We start from the raw sequence: 24253 nt of genomic DNA, 5'->3' as shown, positions 1-24253 counted from the left end.
GGGTTTCTCCCTGCTCGTGGCGGCGGGCGCCGCCGGCGGGTGCGGATCGGGACCGGTGGAGCCGAGGCTCAGCCGGCCGCCGCGGTTGCCCGGCGGCGGATCTCCCGCTGCCACCACCGGTAGGAGTCGATCTCAGGGCCGAGGGCGAGGGCGGAATCTCGGGAGTCCCGTGCCCAGTTGGCGGCCGTGTCGGCCGGTACGCCGGTGAGCGCGGCCACGGCCGCCGCCGTGTGCGCAGGCACATGACCGGCGGTGCGCCGGGCCTCGGCCGCGAAGGCGGCGCCCTGGGCCAGCGCGGCGCGCTCCTTGCCGTCCAGCGTCTGAAGGTGTTCGAACTGGCGGTCCGAGCAGCCGCCCGCGTAACAGACGGCAAGGCCGACACCGGCCCACAACTCGGGCCGCAGGCCCGGTGGGAACCCTTCTATCTGCCGGCCGATCGCCGGGACGTCACCACACTCGACGAACCACAGGCTGCGGCCCAGCCCTTGCCGGAGCACCGTCTGGACGGGATCGTCGCGGTCCGGCCGGCGGGCCAGCCGGCGGATCGCGCCCGGCCCGCCGAAGAAGCCGCGGGCGAACCCGGCGCCGTCCAGGGCGAGCCAGCGCAGCAGCGGGTCGAGCGGCAGCCGGCGGTGGACGGTCCGCCAGGGCAGCACGGCGGCCGCCCAGCCGGCCCCGACGTGGACGAGGTGGACGAAGCCCGCGCCGGGGCCGTCGAGCAGGTGCCCCAGCCGGGTCTGCCGGCCGTCCCGGCTCCCCGGTGCCGGGGCCCGGCGCGGCGTGGCGAGGTCGGCCAGGGCCGCGGCCAGCGCGGCCCCCTCGTACGCGAACCCGCGGTTGACGGGTTCGATCAGTGCCAGTTCCTCGTGGATGTCGCGGCGTCCGGCACGCCGCAGCCGGTAGCCCTCGACGAAGGCGAGCGCGCGGGTCTGCAGGAGCAGCCGGCTGGTCACCTCCCCGCGCCGGTGTCGCCGCCCGGCGAGTTCGACGAGCGCCGGCGACAGGGGCGGCACGAGTAGACGCCCCTGTCCCCTGCCGCTTGTCACCGGTAGGACCGATCGTCGTCCGGCCCTCCGCCGGCGGGGGCGAGCCGCCGGCCGTGCGCGTCCCGGGGGTCGCTCAGGGGCGTCACCAGCCGGCGGGTGATCACACCGAAGGCGGCGGCGACAGCGGCGTTCACGGCAGCGATCTGGGCGCAGGACCACCCGATCACCCCGAACGCGGCCAGGAGGTTGAACAGGGCGAAGAGTGCCACCTGGAGGATGACGGGCTCACGCTTGAAGATCATGTCTGCTCCGTTCGTTGTCGAGGGCGGGTCAGGCCGCCTGGCGGGCGGTGGCCCGACGGGGCCGACGGGCGAGCCCGTGCCAGTACGTGAGCTGCCCGCTCCGATAGGCGTCGAGATAGAAGTCGGTGGCCGTGCGCCACTCCGCGAGTTCCTCCGCCGTCACCACTGCGGCGAGTTCGCCGGCCCGCTCGGTGGTCGCGTCGGCGATGGTCTGGAAGCAGGCGACGGCGGTGTCGGTCGCGTCGACCAGGTGCACGTCCACCAGGCCCGCCGCGGTGAACAGGTCGTCCGACCGCGAACCGCCGGGCAGCGGGCGCAGCCCGTCGAGGTCCCAGGCGCGGCGTTGCGTCGCCGCGGTCATCTCCGGCCCCGCCAGGGTGTCCGCGAAGACCAGCCACCCGGCCGAGCACAACGCCCGGCGGGCGTTGCGCAGCGCCGCCACCGGGTCCGACAGCAGGGACAGCGAGTCGACGACCAGCGCCAGGTCGTAGAGCCGGTCCGGTTGCCACCTGGTCACGTCGCCCTCCACGAACGACACCCGGGCCATCCCCGGGCCCGCCTCGGCGCGTGCCCGGCGGGCGCAGGCGAGCTGGGCGGCGTTCAGCTCCACGCCGGTGACGGCGCACCCGGTCCGCTGGTTGAGGTACCGTGCGACCGCGCCGGTGCCGGAGCAGAGTTCGAGCACATGGGTCAGCGGGCCGACCCGGAAGGTCGCCGCGACGTCGTCGAGCAGGCGTGCCCCGGCGATGTTGGTGAACTCCCACCCGCCGTGGACCGGCTCGTAGACGGTCGTCCGCCAGAGCGGGCCGGTCACGGTGTCGTAGATGCGGTTCTTGTCGTCCTCGTTCGGGGCGGCGTTCTCCCGCGACGCCCCCGGCGGTGCTCCGGTCATCTCCTGCTCCTCCTGTCACACGCGTCGGCTGATCGCGCGGTCATCGCCCACCCGACCGGATGGGACGGCGTCACATCCGTCATCTGCGGCGGGTGTCGACGGGGCTGCGCACCGGACCGAGCGGCGGCTGCTCGATCACCCCCGCCGGCGCGGTCGCGGCGACCAGCGGGCGGCCGAGCGGCGCGAGCGGCGAGTCGGCGGCCCAGACGTTCTCCGCGAGCCAGTACTCGACTGTGGTGCGGGTACGGGTGAAGAGCACCTGCTCGCCGTCGGCGGACGGCACGGGGTAACGGACGCCCGGCCCCGCCTCGGTCACCACCCGGCCGGTGCCGTCGGGTAGCTGCTCGTACAGTTCCTCGACCTTCGAGGCGACCATCGTCGACAGGATCCGGCCGTCCGCCGTGGACCGCGGGTTGTTCCGCTCCACGTAGTCCGGACCGGCCAGCGTCAGCAGTTCCCCGCTGTCCAGGTCGATGCGGTAGAAGCCCCAGGTCCAGTTCCCTCCCCGGGTGGACATGAAGACGACGCCGCGCCCGTCGGGGGTGAAGGCCGGCGCCTCGTCCCACCAGCTGTCCTCGGTGAGGTTGGTGATCCGGCCGCTGTCGAGGTCGAGGACGAGCAGGTTCGCCTCGAACGGCTCCGTCTCGCTGCGGAACACCAGGCGCCGCCCGTCCGGCGCGAAGGAGACGGGCGCGTGCAGTCCCCGCAGGTCGTCACGGTCGGCCGTCCAGACGCGCGGCTGCCCGCCCGCCACGTCGACCGTCGCGATCTCCCATCGCGAGGTGGGATCGGGCCGGAGCGCGCAGGCGATCGTCCGGCCGTCCGGGGACCACGAGGGGAAGGCGGCCTCACCGGCCGGCACCGGCTGGGACACCCCGGTCGCCAGGTCCAGGATGCGCAGCGCCGAGCGGCCGTCCGCCTCGGTGCCGTACACAATCCGGCGGCCGTCCGGCGCGAAGGACGCGTACCGGGGCTTCTCCTCGGCCGGCACGAGTTCCCGTACCGCCTTCGTCCGCCGGTCCCACACCGCGATGCCCGCGCCCTCGTCGACCAGCCGGTGGAAGAAGAGGTGGTTCCCGTCCCGGGTCCAGGTGGGCCACCGGTCGTCCGCGCCGGTGACGACGAGCGGCCGGCCCACCCCGTCGGCGAGCCGCTGCACCCAGATGACGGACCGCCCCTCGTCGCTGCGGGAGAAGGCGACCGCCGGCCGGGTCGGGCAGATGGTCGGCTTGTAGTCCCACGAGGAGCCGTCGGTGACCGGGATCGCCTCCCCGGTCCGGCTGTCCAGCAACCACACCGCTCCCGCGCCGGTGTCGTACGAGTGGCAGACCAGCCAGCGTCCGTCCGGCGCCCAGGAGCAGGCGCCGGCGCGGCCGGGCTCGGTGGTCACCCGGCGAGGCGCGCCGCCGTCGGCGGACACCACCAGGAAGTGCCGCCTGCCCCAGGGCCCGCCGACGTAGGCGACGGTCCGGCCGTCCGGCGACCAGGAGGGGTACTCCTCCTCGTGTCCGGCCGAGGTCAGCTGGCGGGTCTGGCCGTCGCTGAGCCGGTACAGCCAGATCGCCTTGTGACCACCGCGGGAGGAGGTGAAGGCCAGCTGCTCGTTGTCCGGCGACCACTGCGCCTCGATGTCGTCACCGGTGCCCCAGGTGCCCTGCTGCCATTTCCCCGTACGCAGATCGAAGAACCACAGATTGACCGATCCGTTTCGCTTGGAGGAGGCGACGAATCTGGTTCCGTCGGGCGATATCGCCCCGTCCCCGGAACCGTTCGGATCGGCGGCGAGAAGCCGGAGGCGGAATCCGTCCGTTCCCGCTCCGGCGATTCCTGCGCCCCGGGCCGCCCGCTTCACGACACCGGCCGGTCACGACGGACCGAACCATCGGATCGGCGACGGGCCGCTGAACTGAATCGCACGCCAAACCTCCCTGAATCACACGTCACTGGCTTGCGGCGGCATCCCGGCGCAGCGATCAATTCGTACCGGGGCGACGCGAGCCCGAACTTCTCGGATCTTGCTCGTATCGACGGACGACGCTTGAGCAAGATGCGAGTGGAACGCCGTTGTCCGGCGGCCTTGAATGGTGCGGAACCGCCGGGCGTCCGGCCGGCCGACCAGGGAGGGATCTCCACGCGTGAATGGACTTTCGGCCACGAACGGCGTGGTGCACCCGTTACTCACGCCCCCGGCCAGCACGCAGATCTTCGACGGTTCGGCGCTGCCCTGGACCCGGTTGGCGGGACTGCTGGAGGCCGCCCGGTGGACCGCCTCCAGCTGGAACCGGCAGCCCTGGCGCTTCGTCGTCGGGCGCAACGGCGACCGCACCTTCCAGGAGATGCACGGCGCGCTCACCCCGGCGAACCGCACGATCGCCGGCGACGCCGGGGCGCTGGTCCTGGCCCTGCGTCAGGTCCGCGGCGTCGACGGCGCTCCGCTGATCGGCACCGAGTACGAGCTGGGCCTCGCGGTCGCCCGGCTCAGCGTGCAGGCACGGGCCACCGGCTGGCACACCGTGCAGCTCGGCGGCTTCCGCCGTCGTGCCCTGGTGGCGGCGTTCGAGGTGCCTGCGGAGTTCGAGCCGTTCGTCGTACTCGCCGTGGGGCGGGCCACCGCCGACCCCTCCCGGACTCCCGTGCCCCGCTCCCGGCTGCCGCTGGCGGACATCGTCTTCACCGGCAGCTGGGGCGCGCCGTCGGACGGAGAGGGGCTCTCGTGACCGGCACGCCCGACCCGGCCGCACCGGCCACCGCCACCCCGGCCGCCTGCGCGCCGGCCTGGCCCGGCGACTGGGCCACCGACGGCCTGTGGCGGCTGATCTGGTTCGGGCCGGCCCATCAGGGCTGGGAGTTCGGCTCGTACGCCGGTCCGGCACTGCTCGACCGGGCGGTCGAGGAGCTGCCGCTGCACGCCTCGGACCGGGTCCTGCACCTCGGCTCCGACGGCGGGGAGACGTCCCGGTACCTCGCCCTGGGGGCGGGCTGTGCGGTGACCGCTGTGGAGCCGGACCCGGTCCGGCGCGGTCACGCCCGGCGCCGCGCCCGGGCGTTGCCGCCCGACGTCGCCGCGCGCGTACGGATCGCCGGATCCACGTCGGAGGGCACCTCCGGCCCGCCCTTCGACCGGGTGCTGGTGCTGCAACCGGCCCGAACCGGGGACGACCTGGCGGCAGTGCTTCGTCAGGCCGCCCTCGCGGCGCGCCCCGGGGGACGGATCCTGCTCGGCGAGCTGGTCCACCATCGTCCCGGCCGGCCCCGCGGCGCCGCCCCGAACGGGTTGGAGGTCCGCCTGCGGCAGGCCGGCTTCGCCGGACCGCGGTCGGTCGACATCACGGACGAGGCGGTGGACGCGCTGCGCACGGCGCAACTGACCCTGATCCGGCGCCGCCACGAGGTGCTGCGTCACCTCCCGCCCGCCGCCGCCGACCAGTTCCTCGCACTGATCCTCACCGCGCAGGCCGACCTGCGCGAGGGCCGGTCGCGGTTCTGGGCGGTGAGCGCGACCCGGACGTCCCCGGTACCCGGCCGGGTGTGACCCGTCGCCGTGCGGGCGGGCGCCGTGTCAGCCGACCGGCTCGTCCTGCCACACGCTGCGCTGCCAGTCCTGGCCGGACGCGAGCATCCGTTGCAGGTCGATGAGGAAGTTCTCCCAGCCGATCTGGTGTCGATCGGCCGGGCGGCCGCCCAGGTCGTGCTGCACCCGCACGGTGGTGCCGCGCCCGCAGGGACGCAGCGTCCATCGCACGACGCTGTCCCGGTGCCCACGTTCCCGCCAGGTGTACGCCAGCGACCGGGAGGGCTCCAGGTCGACGATGGACCGGGGACCGAGGTCGTCCCCCCAGCCGAAGTCGTACCGGCCGCCGACCCTGGGCGAGACCACCGCGGTGGCGGCGATCCACCGCTCCAGCTCCGCCGGCACCGTCAGCGCCGCGTACACCCGCCGGGCGGGGACGGCCAGTGTCGCCTCTGCCCGGGCGGTGCCGCGCCGGGGCCGCGCGAAGTCGTGCCGGACGACCGGGCGGCCCTCCAAGTGGTTGGCGAGGTTGCCGGCGGCCAGGCACCAGAAGTCCAGGGCGGAGGGGTCGTCGGGGCCGCCGCCCGGAGGCGACCACTGGACGAACCGGACGCCGGTGCGCCCGGTCGGCACCGACACCAGCTCGATCTCCACCGGCGAACCGGCGCCGGCCTCCCAGCAGAGCGCCAGCCGCCGGCCCGGTTGCGCATCGATCGTCCGCAGGGCGCCGCTGGCCCATCTCGGGGTGAAGCTTCCATCGGTACGGAAGCAGCCCGCGTCGGGCTGCGTCTCCACCCGCTCGGCGAACCAGCCGGCCAGCGCCTCGTGATCGGTCAGCGCGGCGTAGACGGCCGACCGGCGGGCGTTGACGGTCGTGGACACCATCAGACGTGCCGGTGCCATGGCAGCTCCCTCCACCGAGCGGTCCGACACGAGGTGGGAAGATCCTCCGGCAACTTCGCATCCCGCCGAGCGCCGCACTAGGACTAATAGTCATAGTGGAAGCCGCAGCCGCCCACCGCAAGGAGGACATCGTGGCAGATCCCCATCGGCCCGGGGCGCCCGGCCTGCCGGCCACCGCGTACGCGGTTCTCGGTCTGCTCTCCTTCGGGCGCGAACTGACCGGTTACGACCTGCGCAAGTGGTCCATGAACATGCGCTTCTTCTACTGGAGCCCGGCGCAGAGCCAGGTCTACAGCGAGCTGCGCCGGCTGCTGGCCCAGGGATACATCAGCGAGCGGCAGGAGACGCAGCGCGGCTCGCAGACCAAGCGCCACTACCGGATCACCGACACCGGGGTGGCGGCCCTGCGGGCATGGCTGAGCCGGGACGAGGTGGATCCGCCGGTGATCAAGCACAGCGTGATGCTGCGCCTGTTCTTCGGTCACCAGGCGGACCCGGAGGAACTGCACCGCGCGCTGCACGGCTACCTGTCCTGGCTCCGGGAGCAGCGTGCCGACCTGGGCGAGGTCGGGCGTGGGCTGCTGCCCGACTTCCGGTACCCGCATCTGGTGGCCGTGTGGGGCCAGGCCTACTACGCCGCGGAGACCGCGGCGGTCGAAGCGGTGCTGGCCGAACTCGAACGTCTCCGGCCGCCGGCGACGCCGGCCGGGCCCCCTGCACCGCCGGGACCGCAGGACCACTGAGACCCCGGGCGCGCGACCGGGGCCCGTCCGTCCGGACGGGCCCCGGCGGGTCCGGCGTCAGTCCCGGGCGGATGCGCCACCCGATGCCGGCCGGGAGGCCGCCGCGCCGGCGGACGAGCCGGCGGTGCCCGACGTCGGCGGCGCAGTGGCCGGGCCCCCGGCGGGCGCGGAGGACCCGCCCGCCTCGGGGCCCAGCAGCTGCGCGGCGAGCGCCGCACCGTCGTAGTAGACGCGCCACCGGAAGATCCGCCCGTCCCGGAACTCGAAGGTCTCGGCCACCTCGGCCTTCACCAGCCGGTTGGTCGGCGGGACAGTGCCGCCCGGCACCTCCAGCGGGCCGGTCTGCAGACCTCCGCCCGCGTGCTCACTGGCCACCTTCTCGCCGTCGGCGATCAGGTTGGTGATGAACAGCCGCGCCTCGGGCAGCGCGGTCTTGGAGATCGAGAACCAGCGGCGCAGTCCGTCCGGCCCGCGGTAGATCTGCCCGGCCGGCACGTCGTGCAGTTCGAAATCGTCGGTGACGCTCTCCACGATGGAGTCGAGGTCACCCTGGTTGTACCACTCGAAAATCTGGTGGATGAGTCGGCTGTTGCGCTCCGGTGCGCCGGGGTCCCCGAATCCCAGCAGCCCACTGAGCAACGTCCGGAGTTGTTCGCCGAACACGCGCAGGTCATTCACGTGGCTCTCCTATTCTGCTGTGCCGCTCCTCCATTCGTACGGCCGCCGCGGTCATCGAACTTCTCGCAGCTTGCCGCGCTTTGCGGGCCGGACGCGGACGGCCGGCGGACGGCCGCGCAGCAAGGGGGAAGAAGCCGCACGGGCGGTGCGCACCTACCAATGGATGGAGATCGGTGTGCCACGTCTCCGAACGGAGATCGGTAAACGATTCTTCAAGTCGGCTGAGGAGCGGCCCCGCCGATCTTCCTGGGGAAGCGCCCGCCCACGGCCGCACAACTGTGAGGAAGGACAGAATGCCTGCACTGCTGCATTCCCACGAAGTCAGCCAACTTCTCGAACTGGTCCAGGACCAGCCTGGTTCCACCTCCGTCTTCCTCGACCTGCTCGGCCAGATCAAGGACCGGGTGGCCGCCGCCATCGACGCCGACCCCCTGGTCGCCGAGCGTCTGGGCGGCAACCGGCACCGGCTGATCGACATCGAGTTCCGCGAGGAGGAGCAGAAGGTCGCCGACGCCCAGGTGTCGGTCCGCCTCGCCGAGGCGGTCATCTACGACTACGACCGCAGCGTCCTCATCATCGCCGTGCTGGACCTGCGGGCCGGCGTGGTGGAGGCGATCGTCGAACGGCCGGGCATCCAGCCCGCGCTGACCGCGGAGGAGCGGGAGGAGGCGTACGAGCTGGTCGTCACCGACGACCGGTACGAGGCGCTGCGTGCCCGCGGCCCGGTCGACATGGTGGCCCTGCCGGCCCGGGCGGCCCAGATCGAGGAGAACCCCCGCTTCGGCCACCGGCTCTTCCAGCTCTACTTCTGGTCCCGCGGTGACGCGCCGGCCCGGGTCGGGCAGGCGGCGGTCGACCTGAGCACCCGCGAGGTCGTCCCGACCGACGAGGCGCGGGGCACCGCGTCGGGGCCGCAGACCCAGGCTCCCCACAACTGACGAGGAGACAACCAATGCCTGGCGGTTACATCACCCACGCCAACTGGACCTTCGGATACTCGATCAACACGATGCAGGGCACCGGGCTGCGGCTCGCCCACGCCCACTTCGACGGCCGACCCGTCCTGTTCCGGGGCGAGCTGGCCTTCACCCTGGTCGACCACGGCCCGACCCACGGCGTGGCCAAGAACGGCCTCGGCGCCCGGGGCGGCGGGTCGCCCCTGGTGCCGCTGCTGCCCACGGCGCCCAACGCGGCCGGGAGCGACCTGCCCCCGACGGCGATCGCCACCAACGACAGCCAGTACGACGCCGCCGCCAATCCGACCGGCGCGGTCCACGTCGAGCGGTACGGCCCCAGCGGCATCGAGCCGGCGAAGGTCGCCTTCTGGGCGAAGTTCCAGGCCGGTGACTACCAGTACGTGCACCGCTGGGAGCTCTTCGAGGACGGCGTCATCGCCGCCTCGGTGGGTGTCGGCGGGCGGCCGGCCGCCGGCCCGGTGGCGGGCCTGCCGCACACCCATCACCACTACTACCGGCTCGACCCGGACGTGGCGACGATCGGCGGGAACACCGTCCAGCTCGGCACCCGGGGCGGGGCCGCCGCGACCCAGTGGCAGAACGTGGCGCGTGGCGCCCACACCCTGGAGCCCGGCTCCCGGCTGCGAGTGGCGAGCGAGGCGCCCAAGCCCAACGGCCTGCTCCGTTCCTACGAGCTGCTGCCGGGGTCGAACATCGGCCCGGACGGCCGCACCAGCAGCGCCGACCTCTGGGTCGCGCCCTACCGGGGCAACCTGGACGACGGCTACGAGGTCGGCACCGACGACAGCGTTCTGACCTCGAGGTACGCGGCTGAGACGGGCGCCTCGGTGGGCGAGGAGAACGACGTCAGCCTGTGGTACGCGCTGCGGCAGCACGTCGAGCCGCGGACGGCGGGCGAGGAACACCGGATCGTGCCCTACCGCTTCACGGGCTTCCGGCTGGACCCGCGCGACTTCCTCGACGACACTCCGAACCGGCTGTACCGGACCTCACCGCCCTCGCCGTGAGGCGGGCGGCCTGATCCGAGGTCGAAAACAGGGGTGGGGCCCTCGGCGGCCCCACCCCGTCGTCGCGTCCCCGGACGGTCAGCCCGTCGGCGGCTTGAGCCGGTCGGGGGCCGGCTCCCACAGCTCGATCCGGTTGCCTTCGGGGTCGATCGCCCAGCCGAACCGGCCTTCCGGATAGTCCTCGGGCTCGGGGCTGACCTCCACGCCGGCGGCCCGCAGCTGCGCGAGCATCGCCGCCATGTCCCGGACGCGGAAGTTGAGCCGTACCGCCTGCCCGGTCTCCTCCTCGACGTCGGCGCCGTACGGCGCGAAGACGGTGGGGCCCTGCTCCTGCCACCAGTCCCGGTCCTCGTCCGGAGTGGGCGGTGGCGTGAGGCCGAGGTGGTCGACGTACCACTTCGTCATCGCCGTCGGGTCCTTGACCCGGAAGAAGAGACCACCGATGCCCGTCACACGTTCCACAGGGAACCTCCGTCTGATCCGCCCCGCACCCGACGGGGCCGGGCGCTCACGTCTCGTGCACTATGACTGTCAGTCATAGTGCACGAGACGCACGATCCACGCCAGCCGGACACGGGTGGGCGGGCCGTCAATCTCCGGAGCCGCGCCCAGCCGGCACCAGACCGGCGAACCGGAGCAGTTCCACCATGCCGAAGACACCGTTCTGACCGGCCAGAGTGGGTCGCCAGGCGGGGTAGGCGGAGCAGTACGACATCGGGTCTCCCTTCAGGATTCCCAGCAACACCTCCGCCACCAGCCGCCCGCCGACCGGGCCGAGCCGGTGCCCGCCGGTGAGCACCTCCGCCTCCTTCAGGATGTAGTACCAGAGGTAGGCGGGACCGTCGAAGTCCAGCAGCTCGTCGGAGAGCGGCACCTCTCCCATGGCGCGTGCGACGTCCTGGCCCGACGGCAGCTGCTGCGCCTCGCTGCGCAGCATGTTCCGCACGGCCAGCGAGCCGAGCGACTTCGCGAGCGCGCCCTCCTTCGCTCCCGGCACCGCGCTCACCGGCAGGTTGAGCAGCGCCGACGTGAGCGAGGCGCCGAACGCCTTGGCCCGCTGGGGCACCCGGTTCGGGTCGGTCCGGAAGAACAGCGACCAGTCGATCGAGTGCTCGGGCAGGATCCGCCCGCCCCGCAGGTCCGCCCGCGGGCTCGGGGGCGCGTTCCGGTCGGCCGGGAACAGCGGCGCGCTGAACTTCTCGTTGATCTGGTAGCGGGGCAGGATCGTCGAGTGCATCACCCGGAACGCGGCGACCGCGAACTCCACCGGGATGTACGGCACCGGACGGGGATCGTAGAAGCGCAGGCCGTTCTCGAAGATGTCGTCGACGATGTGCTGCCCGACGAAGAGCGGCAGGTACTCGTGCACCACGATCCACTGGAAGTGCCAGCGGACCAGCTGCTGTGCCTTGTAGGTGAGTTCGTTGTAGTAGTTGTCGAGGGAGAGCAGATCGTCGAGCCGGCCGGCCGGCGCGTCACCCGGGGCCGCCGGTCGTGACCGGACCCGGTCGCCGACCGCGTCGGTGAGGCTGCCGTCGGCCAGCCCGTCCACCACGCGGTTGTGGAACTTGATGAACGCGAGGTGGATGTGGGCGATCAGCATGTTCTCGTCGTTGCGCGGGTCCCCGATCAGCGGCACCCCCTCGGCGGTCCGCGCGAAGTCGGTACCGCCCGGCCCGAGTACCAGTTTGGTGCCGTGCGACGCCTGGTCGTAGAGGTAGGGGTCGACTGTCGGCCCGGCGCCGTAGAGCGCGTCGAGGTCGAGCCGCGGCGGCCGGAACGCCTGGATGGCCTCCGGGTCGACCTGCTGGTTCAGGACGGTGGTGGGGTCGAAGGTGATGTTGTGGTCGATGAACTGGGCGAGGTAGACGAAGCCGGTGTCGACCGGGCCGAGCTTGTCCGGGGTGATCTCCCCAGCGTCCAGCCGGCCTCCCGGAAGCCCGTACTCCTCGGCCAGCGGCAGGCCGGTCGGGCGACGGGGCGGCAGGTTGGGAAACATCCGGCCGAACCGGCCGTGCTGTGCGGTGTTCCCCGGGGGAACGTGGAGGCCGCGGTGCTGTGTGACGCCGTGACGCATGGCAGTCCCTTCATGAGGCTGACGCGAAGGGGCGCGACACCTGGTCGCGCCCCTTCGCCATTGATAGCCACCGTCGGGTGCCGGGGTCTTCTCCCGGCTTGCGGATCCGCCACGCAGCCGCGGAAGCGCCCGGCCGCTCAGCCGGCGAGGAAGCCGCCGTCCACGGCGAGCACCGCGCCGGTCACGTAGCTCGCCTCGGCCGAGGCGAGGAAGACGGCCGCGCCGACCAGGTCCTCCGGCTCCGCCACCCGGCCGATCGGGATCCGCTGGGCCAGCATGGCCTGGACCTCGGGGGCCTGCAGGAGCGGCTCCATCATCGGCGTCCGGGTCGCTCCGGGGATCAGCTCGTTGACCCGTACGCCCTGCGGGGCGAACTCGGCGGCCCAGCTCACCGTCAGCATGTGCAGCGCCGCCTTCGCGGCGGCGTACACCGCACCGCCCGGAGAGCCCCGGTGGGCGCCCGCGGTGGTCACGTTGACGACCGACCCGCCGCGCTCCACGAGGGACGGCAGAGCGGCCCGGGTGACGAACAGCGGCGCCTTGAAGTTGATCGCCAGGACCTCGTCGACGTTCTCCTCGGTCACCTGGCCGGCGGTGCCCATGCTCATCACGCCGGCGTTGTTCACGACGACGTCGACCCCGCCGTGGCTGTCCAGCACCGCCCGCACCAGCCGGCCGGCCTCACCGGGCCGGGACAGGTCCGCGAGGACCGCCTCGGCCCGCCCTCCGGCGGCCGAGATCCGCTCGACCACGGCGTCGGCGCGTTCCTTGTCCCGGCCGTGCACGACCACGGTGGCGCCCTCGGCCGCGTATCCCGCGGCGATGGCCCGGCCGATGCCGGAGGTGGAGCCGGTGACCAGCGCTACTCTTCCCTCGAGACGGTTCATGACGGCACTCCGATCGACGTGTGGTCCGGGCTGTCGGTCCGGTCCGGCGACGCGGCGGGTCGCGGCGGCCGGATGACGAGGGTGAGCAGCGCGGCGGCGACGAGGATCACGGCCGCGACCTGGAAGGCGAGCACCGTGCCGCCGATGGCGGCGGCGTCCTCGCCGGCGCCGTCGGAGACCATCTGCCGCGACCTCAGCCCCGCGAGACTGACCAGCAGCGCCAGGCCGACGGCACCGCCGATCTGCTGGGCGACGGTCAGCATCCCCGAGCCGAGGCCGGCGTCCTCGGCGGTGGTGGCGGACATCGCGGCGGTGGCGAGGACCGGCACGGCGAGCCCGGCGCCCAGCGCGACGAGCACCATGCCGGGCAGGATGTCCGGCAGGTAGCGTTCGGTCCCGTCGATCCAGGACAGGTAGAGCAGTCCGGCCGCGGTGAGCAGCGGTCCCACGAGCAGCACCGGCCGGGGGCCGAGGCGCCCGACCAGGCGCTGCGAGAGCGAGATGCCGATCAGCAGGCACACGGCCATTGGTACGTACGCCAGGCCGGTCTGCAGCGGCGACCAGCCCAGGCGCTCCTGGACGTGCAGGGTGAGCAGGAAGAACATCGCGAACAGGCCGGTGGTGAAGAGCATCATGGTGCCGTTCGCCGCGCTGCGCGTGCGGTTGGCGAAGAACCGCAACGGCACGAGCGGGTACGCGACCCTGCGTTCCTGGAGCACGAACGCCGCGAGCAGCACCACGGCCACCGCCAGCGGAACGAGCGCGCGAGGGCTGCCCCAGCCGGCGCCGGGCGCCTCCAGCAGCGCGAACACCAGGGCGGCCAGGCCGACCGTGGCGGTGACCGCGCCCGGGATGTCGACCCGTTGGCGAGCGGCCGTCGCGGCGGGCGGAACCAGTGCCGGCACCAGCGCAAGCACGACGACCGCCACCGGCAGGTTGATCAGGAAGACCAGCCGCCAGGAGACCAGGTCGGTGAGCAGACCGGACAGCACGTAGCCGACGATTCCGCCGAGGGCGGCGATGCCGCCCCAGAGGCCGATGGCCTTGGCCCGCTCCGCGCCCTCCGCGAAGATCAGGGTGATCAGGGCGAGCGCGGTCGGCGAGGCCAGCGCGCCGCCGACGCCCTGGAGGAACCGTGCCGCCACCAACTGCCAGGGCTCCTGCGCGACGCCGCAGGCGAGCGACGCCACGGCGAAGACGGCCACACCGGCGAGGAACACCCGACGGTGCCCGACCAGGTCCCCGGCACGTCCACCGAGCAGGATCAGGCCGCCGAAGGCCAGCAGGTAGCCGTTGACGACCCAGGCCAGGCCGGTGGCCGAGTAACCGAGGTCCTCGCGGATGGACGGCAGCGCGACGTTCACCACCGTGTCGTCCACGACCAGCATGAACTGCACGAAGCAGAGCAGTGTCAGCGCCCACCAGCGCCGGCGTACGGGTGAACGGGGCTCATCGGCCGCAACGGCCATGTCTCCTCCTGGGTTAGTGCACGACGTCTCACGTGCGGCGTGACTCGACGACCATGGGCAGGCTGTTGGGCAGGCCGCCCTTGGCGACCGACGGCTTCACGACGTGACCGGGCACGGGCCGCAGGCGCAGCCGGCGGACGAGCGTGGCGAACACGACGAGCATCTCGGTCATGGCGAACTGCTCGCCGATGCAGATGTAGCGGCCGGAACCGAACGGCAGGAACGCGTTGCGGGGCACCTCTGCCGCACGTTCCGGCAGCCACCGGTCCGGGTCGAACCGGAGCGGATCGCGGTAGATCCGGGGGTCGCGGTGGATCGCCTGCGGGCTGAACATGATGGTCGCGCCGGCCGGCAGGGCGTACCCGCCGAGTTCGACGGCCCGGGTCGTCTGGCGGGTCAGCACCCACATCGCGTACAGCCGCAGCACCTCGCTGAGGAAGCGCCGGGTGTACTCGAGCTTCGGCAGGTCGGCCGCGGTGACCGGCCGGTCGCTGAGCACGTCCGTCAGCTCCTCGTGCAGCCGGCGCTCGACGTCCTCCCGCTGGCCCAGCTCGTACGCCGCCCACACCAGGGCACCGTTCGTGGTCTCGGTCGCTGCGGTGGCGATGGTCATCACCTCGGCGTGGACCTGCAGGTCCGGCATCGGCTCGCCGGTCTCCTCGTCGCGGGCCGCGAGCAGCATCGACAGCACGTCCCCGTGGTCGACACCGTCGCGCCGGTACGCCTGGATCATCCGGTCGATGATCTGGTGCAGCCGGTGCAGCGCCCGGTCGAAGCGGCGGTTGCCCGGGGTGGGAAGGGCCGCGAGGGCCGGCATCATGGTGCGGACGGCCACGCCGCTCACCGCGATCGGGATCGACGTGCGGAACTCCTCGACCGCCTCGCGCCCGATGTCGGAGGCGAACAGCGCCTTCGCCGCGACGGTGAGGGCGATCTCGCGCATCTCCTGTTCCATCACGATCCGGTCGCCGTCGCGCCAGCCGGCGATCCGCTCGCCGGCGATGGCGCGCATGACGTCGACGTAACCCGCGACGCGTTCCTTGTGGAACGCGGGCTGCATGAGGCGGCGCTGGCGGTGGTTGAAGTCGCCGGTCGAGCACGAGATGCCGTTGCCGAGCACGAGCTTCGCCTTCTCGACCAGAGGGCCCTTGCCGGCGAAGGCCGGGGCGTCGGTAACCAGCACGCGGCGCAGCAGGTCGGCGTCGTTGACCACGTAGACCGGTTTGCGGCCGAGGTAGATCCGGACCACCGGCGCGGTGTCCCGGGCGCGCTCCATCAGCCGGAGTCCCTGGCTCATCAGCAGCGGTGCGTGCCCGGCTATGGGCAACCGGCCGGGCAGCACCGGCACCTCTGGCTTCGTCGTGTCTGCGGCGACCATCGGATCCTCCCCGGCGGTTCGCGCCCCACCCGGCTGGCAGCGCCGGCCGGGATGCACCGCGGGCGAGCGGCGATCAGCCGACGGGACGGCGGCGCACGGAATCCGTCGCCGCCCGACGCCCTCTATGACTAACAGTCATAGTGGAGTATGACTATCAGTCAGTGCAACCCCGGCGCGCCGTTCACCTGCCGGGCGAGGGGTCGTCCCGCCGGCGCCGGTGGAGCAGCCGCAGTCCGACGACCAGCAGCACCAGCAGGTCGGCCCCGAGCAGCACGAGCACCCACGGCTCGGCCGACGCGCCGTGCGAGTGCCCGCCCCCCGCCGGCTCGACCTGGACACGCGGATCGGGCCGGTCGCCGACGACTGCCGGCGGCGCGTCCCCACGTACGTCGAACCGGATCGTGCCGGCCAGCTCACGGCCGGCGCCGAACTCCGCGTGATAGGCCACCAGGTACGTCCCCTCGCCGGCCGGCGGCACGGCGATGCTGACCTGGCGTCCACGAACGACCGGGCGGCCGACCTGCGGCGCGATCCCGGGCGCGGCGACCGAGAGGTGCGTCCCGGAGCCGGCCGGCGGGCGGTCGAAGGTGAGCGTGACCGAGGACGGCGGCCGGCCGACGACCGCCCGGTCCGCGGGCGCCGCGGAGACCATCCGGACCGGTGCCGCGGCGGACAGGACGCTCAACAGCGGTACGCCGAGCGCGAGCGCCGCCACCGCCGCACCGGCCGCCCAGCCCGTGCGGGCCGGCCGGGCGGCGGGGACGGGCACGTCAGGCCCCCGCGGGAGCGGGACGACGACAGCTGCACCGCATCAGTGCCCGCTCGTGCCACGTCGGACGCAGGTGCAAGCCGATCGCGATCACCATCGGCGCGAAGACCACGGCGTTGTAGAACAGGTGCAGCTCGACGCGCGGGAACACGACCTGGGCGAGGCTGGTCGGCACCGGGCGACCCAGCAGGTACTGACCGGTGAGCGACTGGACGAGCAGCAGCAGGTGCTCCAGGTGGTGCCACACCTGCACGCCGAGGGCGATGCCCCACCACAGCCGGGCGCGGCCGACGAAGCCGTCCCGCAGCAGCCAGAATCCGGCGAGCATCACCAGGGCGTATCCGTAGTGCAGCCACTCCGACTCGATCAGCCACGGGAAGGGCATGCCCAGCAGACCACGGGCGTCGGGCCGGCTCCAGCCCAGGATCCAGATCTGCGCGGCCTGCACGAGGTGCTCGGCCCAGTGGGCCAGCACGACGAACGTGAACACGTTGATCGCGGCGCGGTGCCAACTGGTGTTCCACGCCGTGACGAGCGACGTGGGGTTCACCGGCTGGAGCCGCCGAGGACGGTCGGACATCGGGCCTCCGGGGATCGGCGCTGACGGCGTGGCCGTAGCGGTCGGACGGCTTCGACGGTAGGAGCGGACCGGTTCCGGAACCTCTTCCCGCTTGCGGTCCGTCCCGGCCGGACGGTCCCGGCCCGTGCGGGCTGCCGGCCGGCCGCCGGAGGCGGGTCGCGCGGCCGGCGCCCGACCGGGCATAGTGGCCCGCGGCGCCATCGACCGGCGTCGCCGGCTCGGGGGAAGAGGTGGTGGGGAGTGACGACGCGCTCACGTGTCCGGCTGGCCCGGGCGGCCGCACTGGTGGCGCTGGCCGGAGGGACGCTCGTGGTGGCGGCGGCACCGGCGACGGCCGCGCCGGAGACGGTGAGCATCCTGAGCGTGTCGGCGGAGAACGTGAAACCCCGCGAGACGGTACGTGTGCAGTTCCGCGTCACCAACGACGGACGCCGCGCCGAGACGGCGATCGTGGTGGTGGGCGGCGGCCTGCGGTGCGCCACCGGCTGCCGGGCGGAGCCGAATCTCCGGCCCGGTCAGAGCCGGACCTTCGACGCGACACTCGTGGCCCCTGACGCTCGCCCGGGCGAGACCACCGGCCTCAACATCTCGGTCGGCGTGCGGCTCGCCGGGCAGAACAGCTACGCGTACAAGATGGTCTACGTCCACGGGCCGGGCGCCTCGCCCTCCGGCGAGGCCGAGCCGGCGGCGGGGGTGAGGGGGGTCTCCGGCCGGGTCAGCGACGCCGACGAAAAGGCCATCGGCGGGGCGGATCTGACCATCCGGGACAGTGCCGGCCACGAGTACCGGACGACCAGCGACCGCAGCGGCCGGTTCTCGATCACGTCCAGGGCCGGCAGGACGATCGCCGAGGGATCCATCACGGTCCGCGCGACCATGGACGGCTACCGCACCGCCCGCGCGACCGTACGGGGCCGGGCCGGTGACGTCGCGACCGTACGGTTGACCCTCTCCGCGGTGCCGGCGCCGACCACGACGTCGCCGTCGCCCACCGCGGAGGCGAGCCCTCTCGCCGAGGCGGCTGACGACGACACCCCCGCGGCCGCGCCGCCCACACTCACGGCCACCGGCGACGAGGGCGGCAGTACGTCGATGTTCCTGCTGGGCGGCCTGCTGGTCGCCGCGGGCCTGGGCGCGCTCGCACTGGTGATGGTGCGGCGCAGGAGCGCACCGGGCGCGGAGGCGGAGGCGGCCGCTCTCCCGGCGGCCCGGCTGCCGGCCGGCGGAGACCTGGCCGACGCGCCGACCGCGATCCTGCACATCGGGCCGGCCGGCGGAAGCCCGGCTGTCCCGGGTCCGCCGGGGCGCGCGAAGGCTCGCCCTACGCCGTCCGCTGCGGGCCGACGACGCTCCAGCAGAGGCCGGCAGGGTCGCGCAACATGACCTGGTGCGACGGGGCAGCCGGCGGCTCGAGGTGGGCGCCCGCGGCCACCGCCCGCCGCAGCACCGACTCGGGGTCCGTCCGCTCGATGGTCAACACCTCGTCACGGTCTGCGGCCACCGACGGGTCGCCCGCCTCCCACCACTCGCTCACGGTCAGGTGATGGCCGCCGACGGCCAGTTCCGCGTGCACGACATGCCCGTCGAGCAGGCACTCCCGTTGGATGGCCACGGCGTCGAAGACGTCCGTGTAGAAGGCGATCGCCTCGCTTGTGTCGCTGACCGTCAGGTGCGGTCCCGTACGCTGATCCTGTGCCCGCATGAGACTGCTGTCCCTTCGCTACTCGGCGATCCGGGTCCGACCGGTCCAGCGGAAGACCACCGGCTCGACCGCCGCGGCGGCGTTGCCCCGCTCGAAGTGCTCGTACCCGCCGTAGTACAGGATCTTGATCTTCTTCTCGGCCGTGGAAACCCGACGGCTGCGCAGGTCGGCCGGCAGGCCGGCCGGGCCGCCCTCCAGGACGACATCGATGACGCCGGCGGCGTCCCGGGCGACCGGATCAGCTTGCGAAACGTCCTTCATGGCACGACCTCCGTCGCATTCCGCACACCTTACGAGCCGCCACAGGGGGCGACGGCGGCTCGGTCCACACAGGTCCAACGACACCCGATGCCGGGTGAACCGAACGTAGTGCAGATCACATTTCGCCGGCACCCTTAGCGCACCCCTAGATGCGCCCTGGGCAGCGACGATACCCAGAGCAGCCCTGTCGGGCGGCGGGGCTCACTCCCAGCGGAAGAACCGCGTCGCCCCCAGGGAGGCGACGGCGGCCGTGACGGCCAGGGCGATCAGCTGCGGCAGTTCGGGGTCGGCGCCCGCCCACGCCGCGCCGATGGTGTCGACCGTCGCGCCGAGCGGCGAGTAGTCGGCGACGACGGCCAGGGCACTCGGCATCCGGTCGCGGGGCAACCAGGCACCGGCCAGGAAGAGCAGCGGGAAGAACAGCGCGGGGCCGATCGACTGTGCCGCCCTGGCCGACGGCGCCAGCGCCGCGATCAGCAGGCCGACGGCGAACAGACACGCGACCCCGAGGAGGAAGGCCAGCACGAACCCGGGCAGGTTGGCCGGCGCCGGCTGGTCCAGCAGGAACCGCACGGCGATCGCGGTGACCACCGCACCGAGCACGCCCATCACGAGGTTGACCACGACCTGGGCGACCAGCAGCAGCGCGGGCTGCACCGGGGTCGTCGCCAGACGGCGCAGGATCCGGCGTTCCCGGTAGATGCCCAGCGCCATCGGCAGGGTGAAGAGCGCGAGCATGCCGATGGTGAGAGCCAGCGCGAGCGACGGCAGGAACGTCTGCTCGGCGTGCTGCCCGGTGTCGGCGGCCGTACCGGCACGCTGCGGCAGGCCGAAGACGAGCATCAGGCCGATCGGCAGGGCGAAGACGAAGAACAACGACACGGGCTCCCGGAGGAACAGCTTCGTCTCGACGGCGATCAGCTTGGACAGGGCGCTCACGACGACCTCCCGTCGGTCGGGGACTGCGCGGCGGTCCGGCCGCCACGGCCGGTCAGGGCGACGAAGGCGTCGTCGAGGCTGGGCTGCTCGACCCGCAGGTCCGTGTAGGTTGTTCCGCGCCCGTTGAGCACCGACAGGACCGACTGGAGCACGTCCTTCGTGCCGGTCACCGTCACCTCCGCGCCGTAGCGGCTGACCCCGGTCACGTCGGGCGAGGCGAGCAGCAGGGCGTCCTCGACCGGCTCCGCCGGGCGGAAGTGCACCCGGTGCTCGCTGCCGACGCGGGCGAGCAGACCAGCGGGGCTGTCGATGGCCACCACCCGCCCCTTGTCGATGATCGCGATCCGGTCACAGAGTCGTTGCGCCTCCTCCATGAAGTGGGTGACCAGCACGACGGTGACGCCGCGGTCGCGAATCCGCTCGACGAGATCCCAGGTGTCCCGGCGGCCCTGCGGGTCGAGGCCCGTGGTCAGCTCGTCGAGGATGGCGATCTCCGGCCTGCCCACCAGCGCCAGGGCCACCGACAGTCGCTGCTTCTGCCCGCCGGAGAGCTTCTGGAAATAGGTGTTGCGCTGCTCGGCCAGGCCGAGGTCGGTCAGCAGCTCGTCGATGTCGGCCCGGTTGCGGTAGAAGGACCGGTACAGGTCCAGCGCCTCCCGCACCCGCACCTTGTCCGGCAGCTGGCTCTCCTGGAGCTGGGCGCCGACGCGCTGGCGCACCTCGGTGCGGTCGCGCACCGGGTCCAGCCCGAACACCCGGACGGTCCCGCCGTCGGGACGGCGCAACCCCTGCACGCACTCCACCGTGGTCGTCTTGCCGGCGCCGTTCGGGCCGAGGACGCCGAAGATCTCGCCCTGCTCGACGGTGAAGGAAACGTCGTCGACCGCGACCTTCTCGCCGTACCGCTTCTGCAGATGATCGACCTCGATGACCGGCATCTGGGGTGGTCCTCCTTCATGTGCGGTTTGCCGTCGGAAAGGGCGGACCCCTCGGCTGATCGCGGCGTCGGTTCGCGGGAACGGGCCGGACCCGGGCCGACCGACGCCCGACATCATCCGCGCAACCGATGCGCCGATCAACTGATCGGGTGACGAATCGGGGGTGTCGATGTCGGGGAACGATCCTCCACAGGGGTGCCGCCCGGCGACAGGGGTGTCGCCCGGTCACGCCAAGTGTCCGTGCGTCCGTCCGGGCGGGCGGCGGCTCCGGGCGGCTTCTCGCCCACGGATCCGGTGTGGCTCGTCACCGCCGTGCCGGGCACAGCGGCAGCAACTCGTCGAGCCGGGTCAGAACGACGTCCGGGCCGGCCGTGCGCAGCGTCTCCTCGTCGGACTCGCCCCACAGCGCGGCCACCGCCGTCACCCCGGCCGCCCGCGCGCTGGCCAGGTCGCTGGGCGCGTCGCCGACCATCAGCGCCTCCGCGGGCCGGGCCCCGAGCAGGTGCAGCGCCCGCCGTACGATGTCGGGCGCGGGCTTCGGGCGGGGCACCTCGTCCGAGCCCACCACGTGGTCGACGAGCGGCAACAGGTCGAGCCGGCCGAGCAGGTCCCGGGCGCGTACGCCGCTGCGGCCGGTGGCCACGGCGAGCCCGATCCCCCGCCGACGCAGGGTGCGCAGCAGCTCCGCCGCGCCGACGACCGGGCTGACCCGGTGTGCAAGGCGGTTGCTCTCCCGCACGAACGGCTCGGCGAGCGCCGCTGGCAGACCCATCAGCTCCAGCACCTCCGGCAGGTACCGGCCCGGGTGGCGGCAGTACTCCTCGACCGGGGCCATGCCGTCGCCGACCACCTCGGCGTAGGCGAGGGCGAACGCCTCTCTGGCCACGGCGAGGCTGTCGACCAGCACCCCGTCGAGGTCGAGCACCACCGCCCGGACACCGTCGGGTGCCGCCGTCGCCCTCGCGACCACCGATGTCACCTCCCCGCCCGCACGACCGCCACGGCCGGTAGGGGTGGCAGGCCGCGGAGACCCCCGACTACGGTCAGGACCGTTCTCCCGGCCCACCGGCGCGGCGCACTCGCCCACCCGGATCCGGCGGTACCCCACGACCCTACCGGCGTCGCGGCCCCCGGCAGGGCTCGGACCGGGCCGCTGAGAGGATCGCACCATGCCGCTGCTGGGCTGGCTGACGAAGGGCACCGACGAGCACCCGGACGCGATCCGGGTCGACGGCCGGGCGGTGTCCTGGGTGGAGCTTCGCCGCCTTGCCACGGCGGTGGCCGACGAGCTGCGCGGCGTCGACCGGGTGGCGATCGAGGCCACCGCCACCCTGGAGACCGTGGTCGGCGTGGTGGGCGCGCTGACGGCCGGGGCGGCGGTCGTGCCGATCCCGCCGGACGCCGGGCCGATGGAGCGCGATCACATCCTGCGCGACTCGGGCGCGACGGCGCTGCTGGCCCCGGCCGGCGCGGAACGCACCGTCGGTGACGCCGGCCGGCCCGTCGTACCCGTCGACCTGACCCGCCGGTCGGACACCGTCCACCCCGAGCCGGATCCGGCCTGCACCGCGGTGATCCTCTACACCAGCGGCACCACCGGCGCCCCGAAGGGCGCCGTGATCTCCCGCCGCGCGATCGCCGCCTGCCTCGACGGGCTGGCCGACGCCTGGGCATGGACGCCGGACGACCTGCTGGTGCACGGCCTGCCGCTGTTCCACGTGCACGGGCTGGTGCTCGGCGTGCTCGGACCACTGCGGCTGGGCGGCCGGCTGCACCACGTGGGCCGCCCCCGCCCCGACCGGTACGCCGCCGCCAACGGCACCATGTACTTCGGGGTGCCGACGGTGTGGTCCCGAATCGCCGCCGACCCGGACGCGGCCCGGGCGCTGCGTCCGGCGCGGCTGCTGGTCTCGGGCAGCGCGGCGCTGCCGGCGGCGGTCTTCGCCGACCTCGCCACCCTCACCGGTCACCGGGTCGTCGAGCGGTACGGGATGACCGAGACCCTGATCACTGTGAGCGCCCGGACGGACGGCCCACGCCGGCCCGGCACCGTCGGGCTGGCGCTGCCCGGGGTCCGTACGCGGCTGGTCGGCGACGACGGCACCCCGCTCCCGGCCGACGGGGCGACGATGGGCGAGCTTCAGGTCACCGGCCCCACGCTGTTCGACGGCTACCTCAACCGTCCGGACGCCGACGCGGCGAGCCGTACCCCGGACGGTTGGTTCCGCACCGGGGACGTCGCCACCGTCGACCCGGACGGCTGGCACCGGATCGTCGGCCGGGCGTCGACCGACCTGATCAAGAGCGGTGGCTACCGGATCGGCGCCGGCGAGGTGGAGGACGCCCTGCTGACGCACCCGGGGGTCCGTGAGGCAGCCGTGGTGGGCACCCCGCACCCCGACCTCGGTCAGCAGGTCACCGCGTACGTGGTGGGCGACGGGGTGGGCGAGGCCGAGCTGATCGACTTCGTGGCCCGGCACCTTTCGGCGCACAAGCGACCACGCGAGGTGCGCCTTGTCGACGCCCTGCCCCGCAACGCCCTGGGCAAGGTGCAGAAGACGCGGCTCAGCGCAGACGGTTAGGACGCGACCGCCGGGATGCTGACCGCGGTGACCACCAGCCCTTGCTCGACCAGGAACCTGCCCGCGAACGCCCGCACCTCGGCCCCGCCGAACACCGGACCGGGCACCAGCAGCCGGGCCTCGAACGTGCCGGCCGGGTCGAACACGATGTCCGCCTCGGAGAAGTCCAGCCACTGGCCGGTGAGCGGGAACCACGCCTTGTACACCGCCTCCTTGGCGCTGAACAACAGGCGGTCCCAGCAGACGGCGGGGCGGACCGCGCCCAGCGTGACGGTGCGCGACCGTTCGGCCGGCAGGGCGATCGCTCCAAGCACCCCGTCGGGCAGCGGGGCGTGCGGCTCGGCGTCCACCCCGAGGCTGGCGAACGCCGCCGTACGGCCGACGACCGCCGCCCGGTAGCCATCGCAGTGCGTCATACTGCCGACCACGCCGTCCGGCCAGAGCGGGGCACCGCGTGCGCCGGAGACGATCGGCGCCGGGGCGAGGCCCAGCTCGCCGAGGGCCAACCGGGCGCAGTGCCGCACTGTGGTGAACTCCCGGCGGCGTTTCTCCACCGACCGTGCCACCAGCGCCTCCTCCTCGGGGAACAGGGTCACGCCGGCGGGATCGGTGAAGGACTCGGACACCGCCACGGTGGGGGGCAGGATCTGCTCGATCACGTTGGCCGATGGT

Annotated in this window: 26 protein-coding genes; 7 read left to right on the top strand and 19 right to left on the bottom strand. The window is 73.2% G+C overall.

Annotated features, from left to right (window positions below):
* Nucleotides 1-68: 68 nt before the first annotated feature.
* The 4 genes from MICAU_RS12500 to MICAU_RS12485 form a co-directional block, all read right to left on the bottom strand.
* The gene (locus MICAU_RS12500) at nucleotides 69-1013 is read right to left on the bottom strand and encodes a DUF1702 family protein (protein ID WP_013285673.1); all 945 of its coding nucleotides are present in this window, start codon (nucleotides 1011-1013) and stop codon (nucleotides 69-71) included.
* A 29-nt stretch (nucleotides 1014-1042) separates the two neighbouring features.
* On the bottom strand, nucleotides 1043-1288 hold the full coding sequence (locus tag MICAU_RS12495; RefSeq protein WP_013285672.1) for a hypothetical protein: 246 nt from the start codon (nucleotides 1286-1288) through the stop codon (nucleotides 1043-1045).
* A gap of 28 nt (nucleotides 1289-1316) precedes the next feature.
* A complete protein-coding gene (locus MICAU_RS12490; RefSeq protein ID WP_013285671.1) occupies nucleotides 1317-2180 on the bottom strand; it encodes a class I SAM-dependent methyltransferase in 864 nt (287 codons plus the stop codon).
* Nucleotides 2181-2259: 79 nt separating this feature from the next.
* A complete protein-coding gene (locus MICAU_RS12485) occupies nucleotides 2260-4032 on the bottom strand; it encodes a DPP IV N-terminal domain-containing protein (RefSeq protein WP_013285670.1) in 1773 nt (590 codons plus the stop codon).
* Between the two features lie 283 nt (nucleotides 4033-4315).
* On the opposite strand from MICAU_RS12485, the gene MICAU_RS12480 reads away from it, so the two are divergent.
* Together MICAU_RS12480 and MICAU_RS12475 are read left to right on the top strand one after the other, a co-directional pair.
* A complete protein-coding gene (locus tag MICAU_RS12480) occupies nucleotides 4316-4897 on the top strand; it encodes a nitroreductase family protein (RefSeq protein WP_013285669.1) in 582 nt (193 codons plus the stop codon).
* Nucleotides 4894-5712 carry a class I SAM-dependent methyltransferase gene (locus tag MICAU_RS12475; protein ID WP_013285668.1) on the top strand — a complete coding sequence of 273 codons (819 nt, stop codon included), beginning with the start codon at nucleotides 4894-4896 and terminating at the stop codon, nucleotides 5710-5712. Before MICAU_RS12480 ends, MICAU_RS12475 begins: the two co-directional genes overlap by 4 nt.
* A 27-nt stretch (nucleotides 5713-5739) precedes the next feature.
* Here MICAU_RS12475 and MICAU_RS12470 read toward each other — a convergent pair whose 3' ends face one another.
* On the bottom strand, nucleotides 5740-6594 hold the full coding sequence (locus MICAU_RS12470; RefSeq protein ID WP_013285667.1) for an SRPBCC family protein: 855 nt from the start codon (nucleotides 6592-6594) through the stop codon (nucleotides 5740-5742).
* A 131-nt stretch (nucleotides 6595-6725) separates the two neighbouring features.
* Here MICAU_RS12470 and MICAU_RS12465 point away from each other — a divergent pair, with 131 nt between their 5' ends.
* On the top strand, nucleotides 6726-7337 hold the full coding sequence (locus MICAU_RS12465; protein WP_013285666.1) for a PadR family transcriptional regulator: 612 nt from the start codon (nucleotides 6726-6728) through the stop codon (nucleotides 7335-7337).
* Between the two features lie 57 nt (nucleotides 7338-7394).
* On the opposite strand, the gene MICAU_RS12460 is transcribed toward MICAU_RS12465, so the two are convergent.
* The gene (locus tag MICAU_RS12460; protein ID WP_013285665.1) at nucleotides 7395-8015 is read right to left on the bottom strand and encodes a nuclear transport factor 2 family protein; all 621 of its coding nucleotides are present in this window, start codon (nucleotides 8013-8015) and stop codon (nucleotides 7395-7397) included.
* Nucleotides 8016-8308: 293 nt separating this feature from the next.
* Between MICAU_RS12460 and MICAU_RS12455 the strand changes: the two genes are divergently transcribed.
* Both MICAU_RS12455 and MICAU_RS12450 read left to right on the top strand, forming a co-directional pair.
* Nucleotides 8309-8953 carry a hypothetical protein gene (locus MICAU_RS12455; RefSeq protein ID WP_013285664.1) on the top strand — a complete coding sequence of 215 codons (645 nt, stop codon included), beginning with the start codon at nucleotides 8309-8311 and terminating at the stop codon, nucleotides 8951-8953.
* Nucleotides 8954-8967: 14 nt separating this feature from the next.
* Nucleotides 8968-9999, top strand: a complete 1032-nt coding sequence (locus MICAU_RS12450) for a hypothetical protein (protein ID WP_013285663.1) — start codon at nucleotides 8968-8970, stop codon at nucleotides 9997-9999.
* A gap of 78 nt (nucleotides 10000-10077) precedes the next feature.
* Here the strand turns inward: MICAU_RS12450 and MICAU_RS12445 are convergent, their stop codons facing one another.
* The 7 genes from MICAU_RS12445 to MICAU_RS12415 form a co-directional block, all read right to left on the bottom strand.
* The gene (locus tag MICAU_RS12445) at nucleotides 10078-10461 is read right to left on the bottom strand and encodes a VOC family protein (RefSeq protein ID WP_013285662.1); all 384 of its coding nucleotides are present in this window, start codon (nucleotides 10459-10461) and stop codon (nucleotides 10078-10080) included.
* Nucleotides 10462-10588: 127 nt separating this feature from the next.
* Complete coding sequence (locus MICAU_RS12440) at nucleotides 10589-11998, bottom strand: peroxidase family protein (RefSeq protein WP_225319672.1); 1410 nt, start codon at nucleotides 11996-11998, stop codon at nucleotides 10589-10591.
* Nucleotides 11999-12213: 215 nt separating this feature from the next.
* Nucleotides 12214-12963, bottom strand: coding sequence for an SDR family NAD(P)-dependent oxidoreductase (locus tag MICAU_RS12435; protein ID WP_013285660.1), 750 nt, complete (start codon nucleotides 12961-12963; stop codon nucleotides 12214-12216).
* Nucleotides 12960-14432 carry an MFS transporter gene (locus MICAU_RS12430; protein WP_013285659.1) on the bottom strand — a complete coding sequence of 491 codons (1473 nt, stop codon included), beginning with the start codon at nucleotides 14430-14432 and terminating at the stop codon, nucleotides 12960-12962. The genes MICAU_RS12435 and MICAU_RS12430 overlap by 4 nt, the downstream gene beginning before the upstream one ends.
* A 28-nt stretch (nucleotides 14433-14460) precedes the next feature.
* The gene (locus MICAU_RS12425; RefSeq protein WP_013285658.1) at nucleotides 14461-15810 is read right to left on the bottom strand and encodes a cytochrome P450; all 1350 of its coding nucleotides are present in this window, start codon (nucleotides 15808-15810) and stop codon (nucleotides 14461-14463) included.
* A gap of 181 nt (nucleotides 15811-15991) precedes the next feature.
* Complete coding sequence (locus MICAU_RS12420; protein ID WP_013285657.1) at nucleotides 15992-16579, bottom strand: copper resistance CopC family protein; 588 nt, start codon at nucleotides 16577-16579, stop codon at nucleotides 15992-15994.
* 1 nt (nucleotide 16580) lies between these two features.
* A complete protein-coding gene (locus tag MICAU_RS12415; RefSeq protein WP_013285656.1) occupies nucleotides 16581-17159 on the bottom strand; it encodes a hypothetical protein in 579 nt (192 codons plus the stop codon).
* A gap of 240 nt (nucleotides 17160-17399) precedes the next feature.
* Here MICAU_RS12415 and MICAU_RS12410 point away from each other — a divergent pair, with 240 nt between their 5' ends.
* Nucleotides 17400-18542, top strand: a complete 1143-nt coding sequence (locus MICAU_RS12410; RefSeq protein WP_013285655.1) for a carboxypeptidase-like regulatory domain-containing protein — start codon at nucleotides 17400-17402, stop codon at nucleotides 18540-18542.
* Here the strand turns inward: MICAU_RS12410 and MICAU_RS12405 are convergent.
* The 5 genes from MICAU_RS12405 to MICAU_RS12385 form a co-directional block, all read right to left on the bottom strand.
* Complete coding sequence (locus MICAU_RS12405; protein WP_013285654.1) at nucleotides 18481-18861, bottom strand: VOC family protein; 381 nt, start codon at nucleotides 18859-18861, stop codon at nucleotides 18481-18483. The genes MICAU_RS12410 and MICAU_RS12405 overlap by 62 nt on opposite strands.
* Before the next feature lie 18 nt (nucleotides 18862-18879).
* On the bottom strand, nucleotides 18880-19122 hold the full coding sequence (locus MICAU_RS12400) for a DUF5988 family protein (RefSeq protein ID WP_013285653.1): 243 nt from the start codon (nucleotides 19120-19122) through the stop codon (nucleotides 18880-18882).
* 201 nt (nucleotides 19123-19323) lie between these two features.
* Nucleotides 19324-20061 carry an ABC transporter permease gene (locus MICAU_RS12395; protein WP_013285652.1) on the bottom strand — a complete coding sequence of 246 codons (738 nt, stop codon included), beginning with the start codon at nucleotides 20059-20061 and terminating at the stop codon, nucleotides 19324-19326.
* Nucleotides 20058-20999, bottom strand: a complete 942-nt coding sequence (locus MICAU_RS12390) for an ABC transporter ATP-binding protein (protein WP_013285651.1) — start codon at nucleotides 20997-20999, stop codon at nucleotides 20058-20060. The genes MICAU_RS12395 and MICAU_RS12390 overlap by 4 nt, the downstream gene beginning before the upstream one ends.
* A gap of 304 nt (nucleotides 21000-21303) precedes the next feature.
* The gene (locus MICAU_RS12385; protein WP_013285650.1) at nucleotides 21304-21969 is read right to left on the bottom strand and encodes an HAD-IA family hydrolase; all 666 of its coding nucleotides are present in this window, start codon (nucleotides 21967-21969) and stop codon (nucleotides 21304-21306) included.
* Between the two features lie 199 nt (nucleotides 21970-22168).
* Between MICAU_RS12385 and MICAU_RS12380 the strand changes: the two genes are divergently transcribed.
* Entirely contained in the window at nucleotides 22169-23581 is a 1413-nt protein-coding gene (locus tag MICAU_RS12380; RefSeq protein ID WP_013285649.1) for an acyl-CoA synthetase, read from the top strand.
* Here MICAU_RS12380 and MICAU_RS12375 read toward each other — a convergent pair.
* The gene (locus MICAU_RS12375) at nucleotides 23578-24240 is read right to left on the bottom strand and encodes a 4'-phosphopantetheinyl transferase family protein (RefSeq protein ID WP_013285648.1); all 663 of its coding nucleotides are present in this window, start codon (nucleotides 24238-24240) and stop codon (nucleotides 23578-23580) included. The genes MICAU_RS12380 and MICAU_RS12375 overlap by 4 nt on opposite strands.
* Nucleotides 24241-24253: the final 13 nt, after the last annotated feature.

Source organism: Micromonospora aurantiaca ATCC 27029 (assembly GCF_000145235.1).
Taxonomy (GTDB): Bacteria; Actinomycetota; Actinomycetes; order Mycobacteriales; family Micromonosporaceae; genus Micromonospora; species Micromonospora aurantiaca.
The sequence above is the reverse complement of the archived record's forward strand: the minus strand, read 5'-3'. Positions and strand labels throughout refer to the sequence as shown.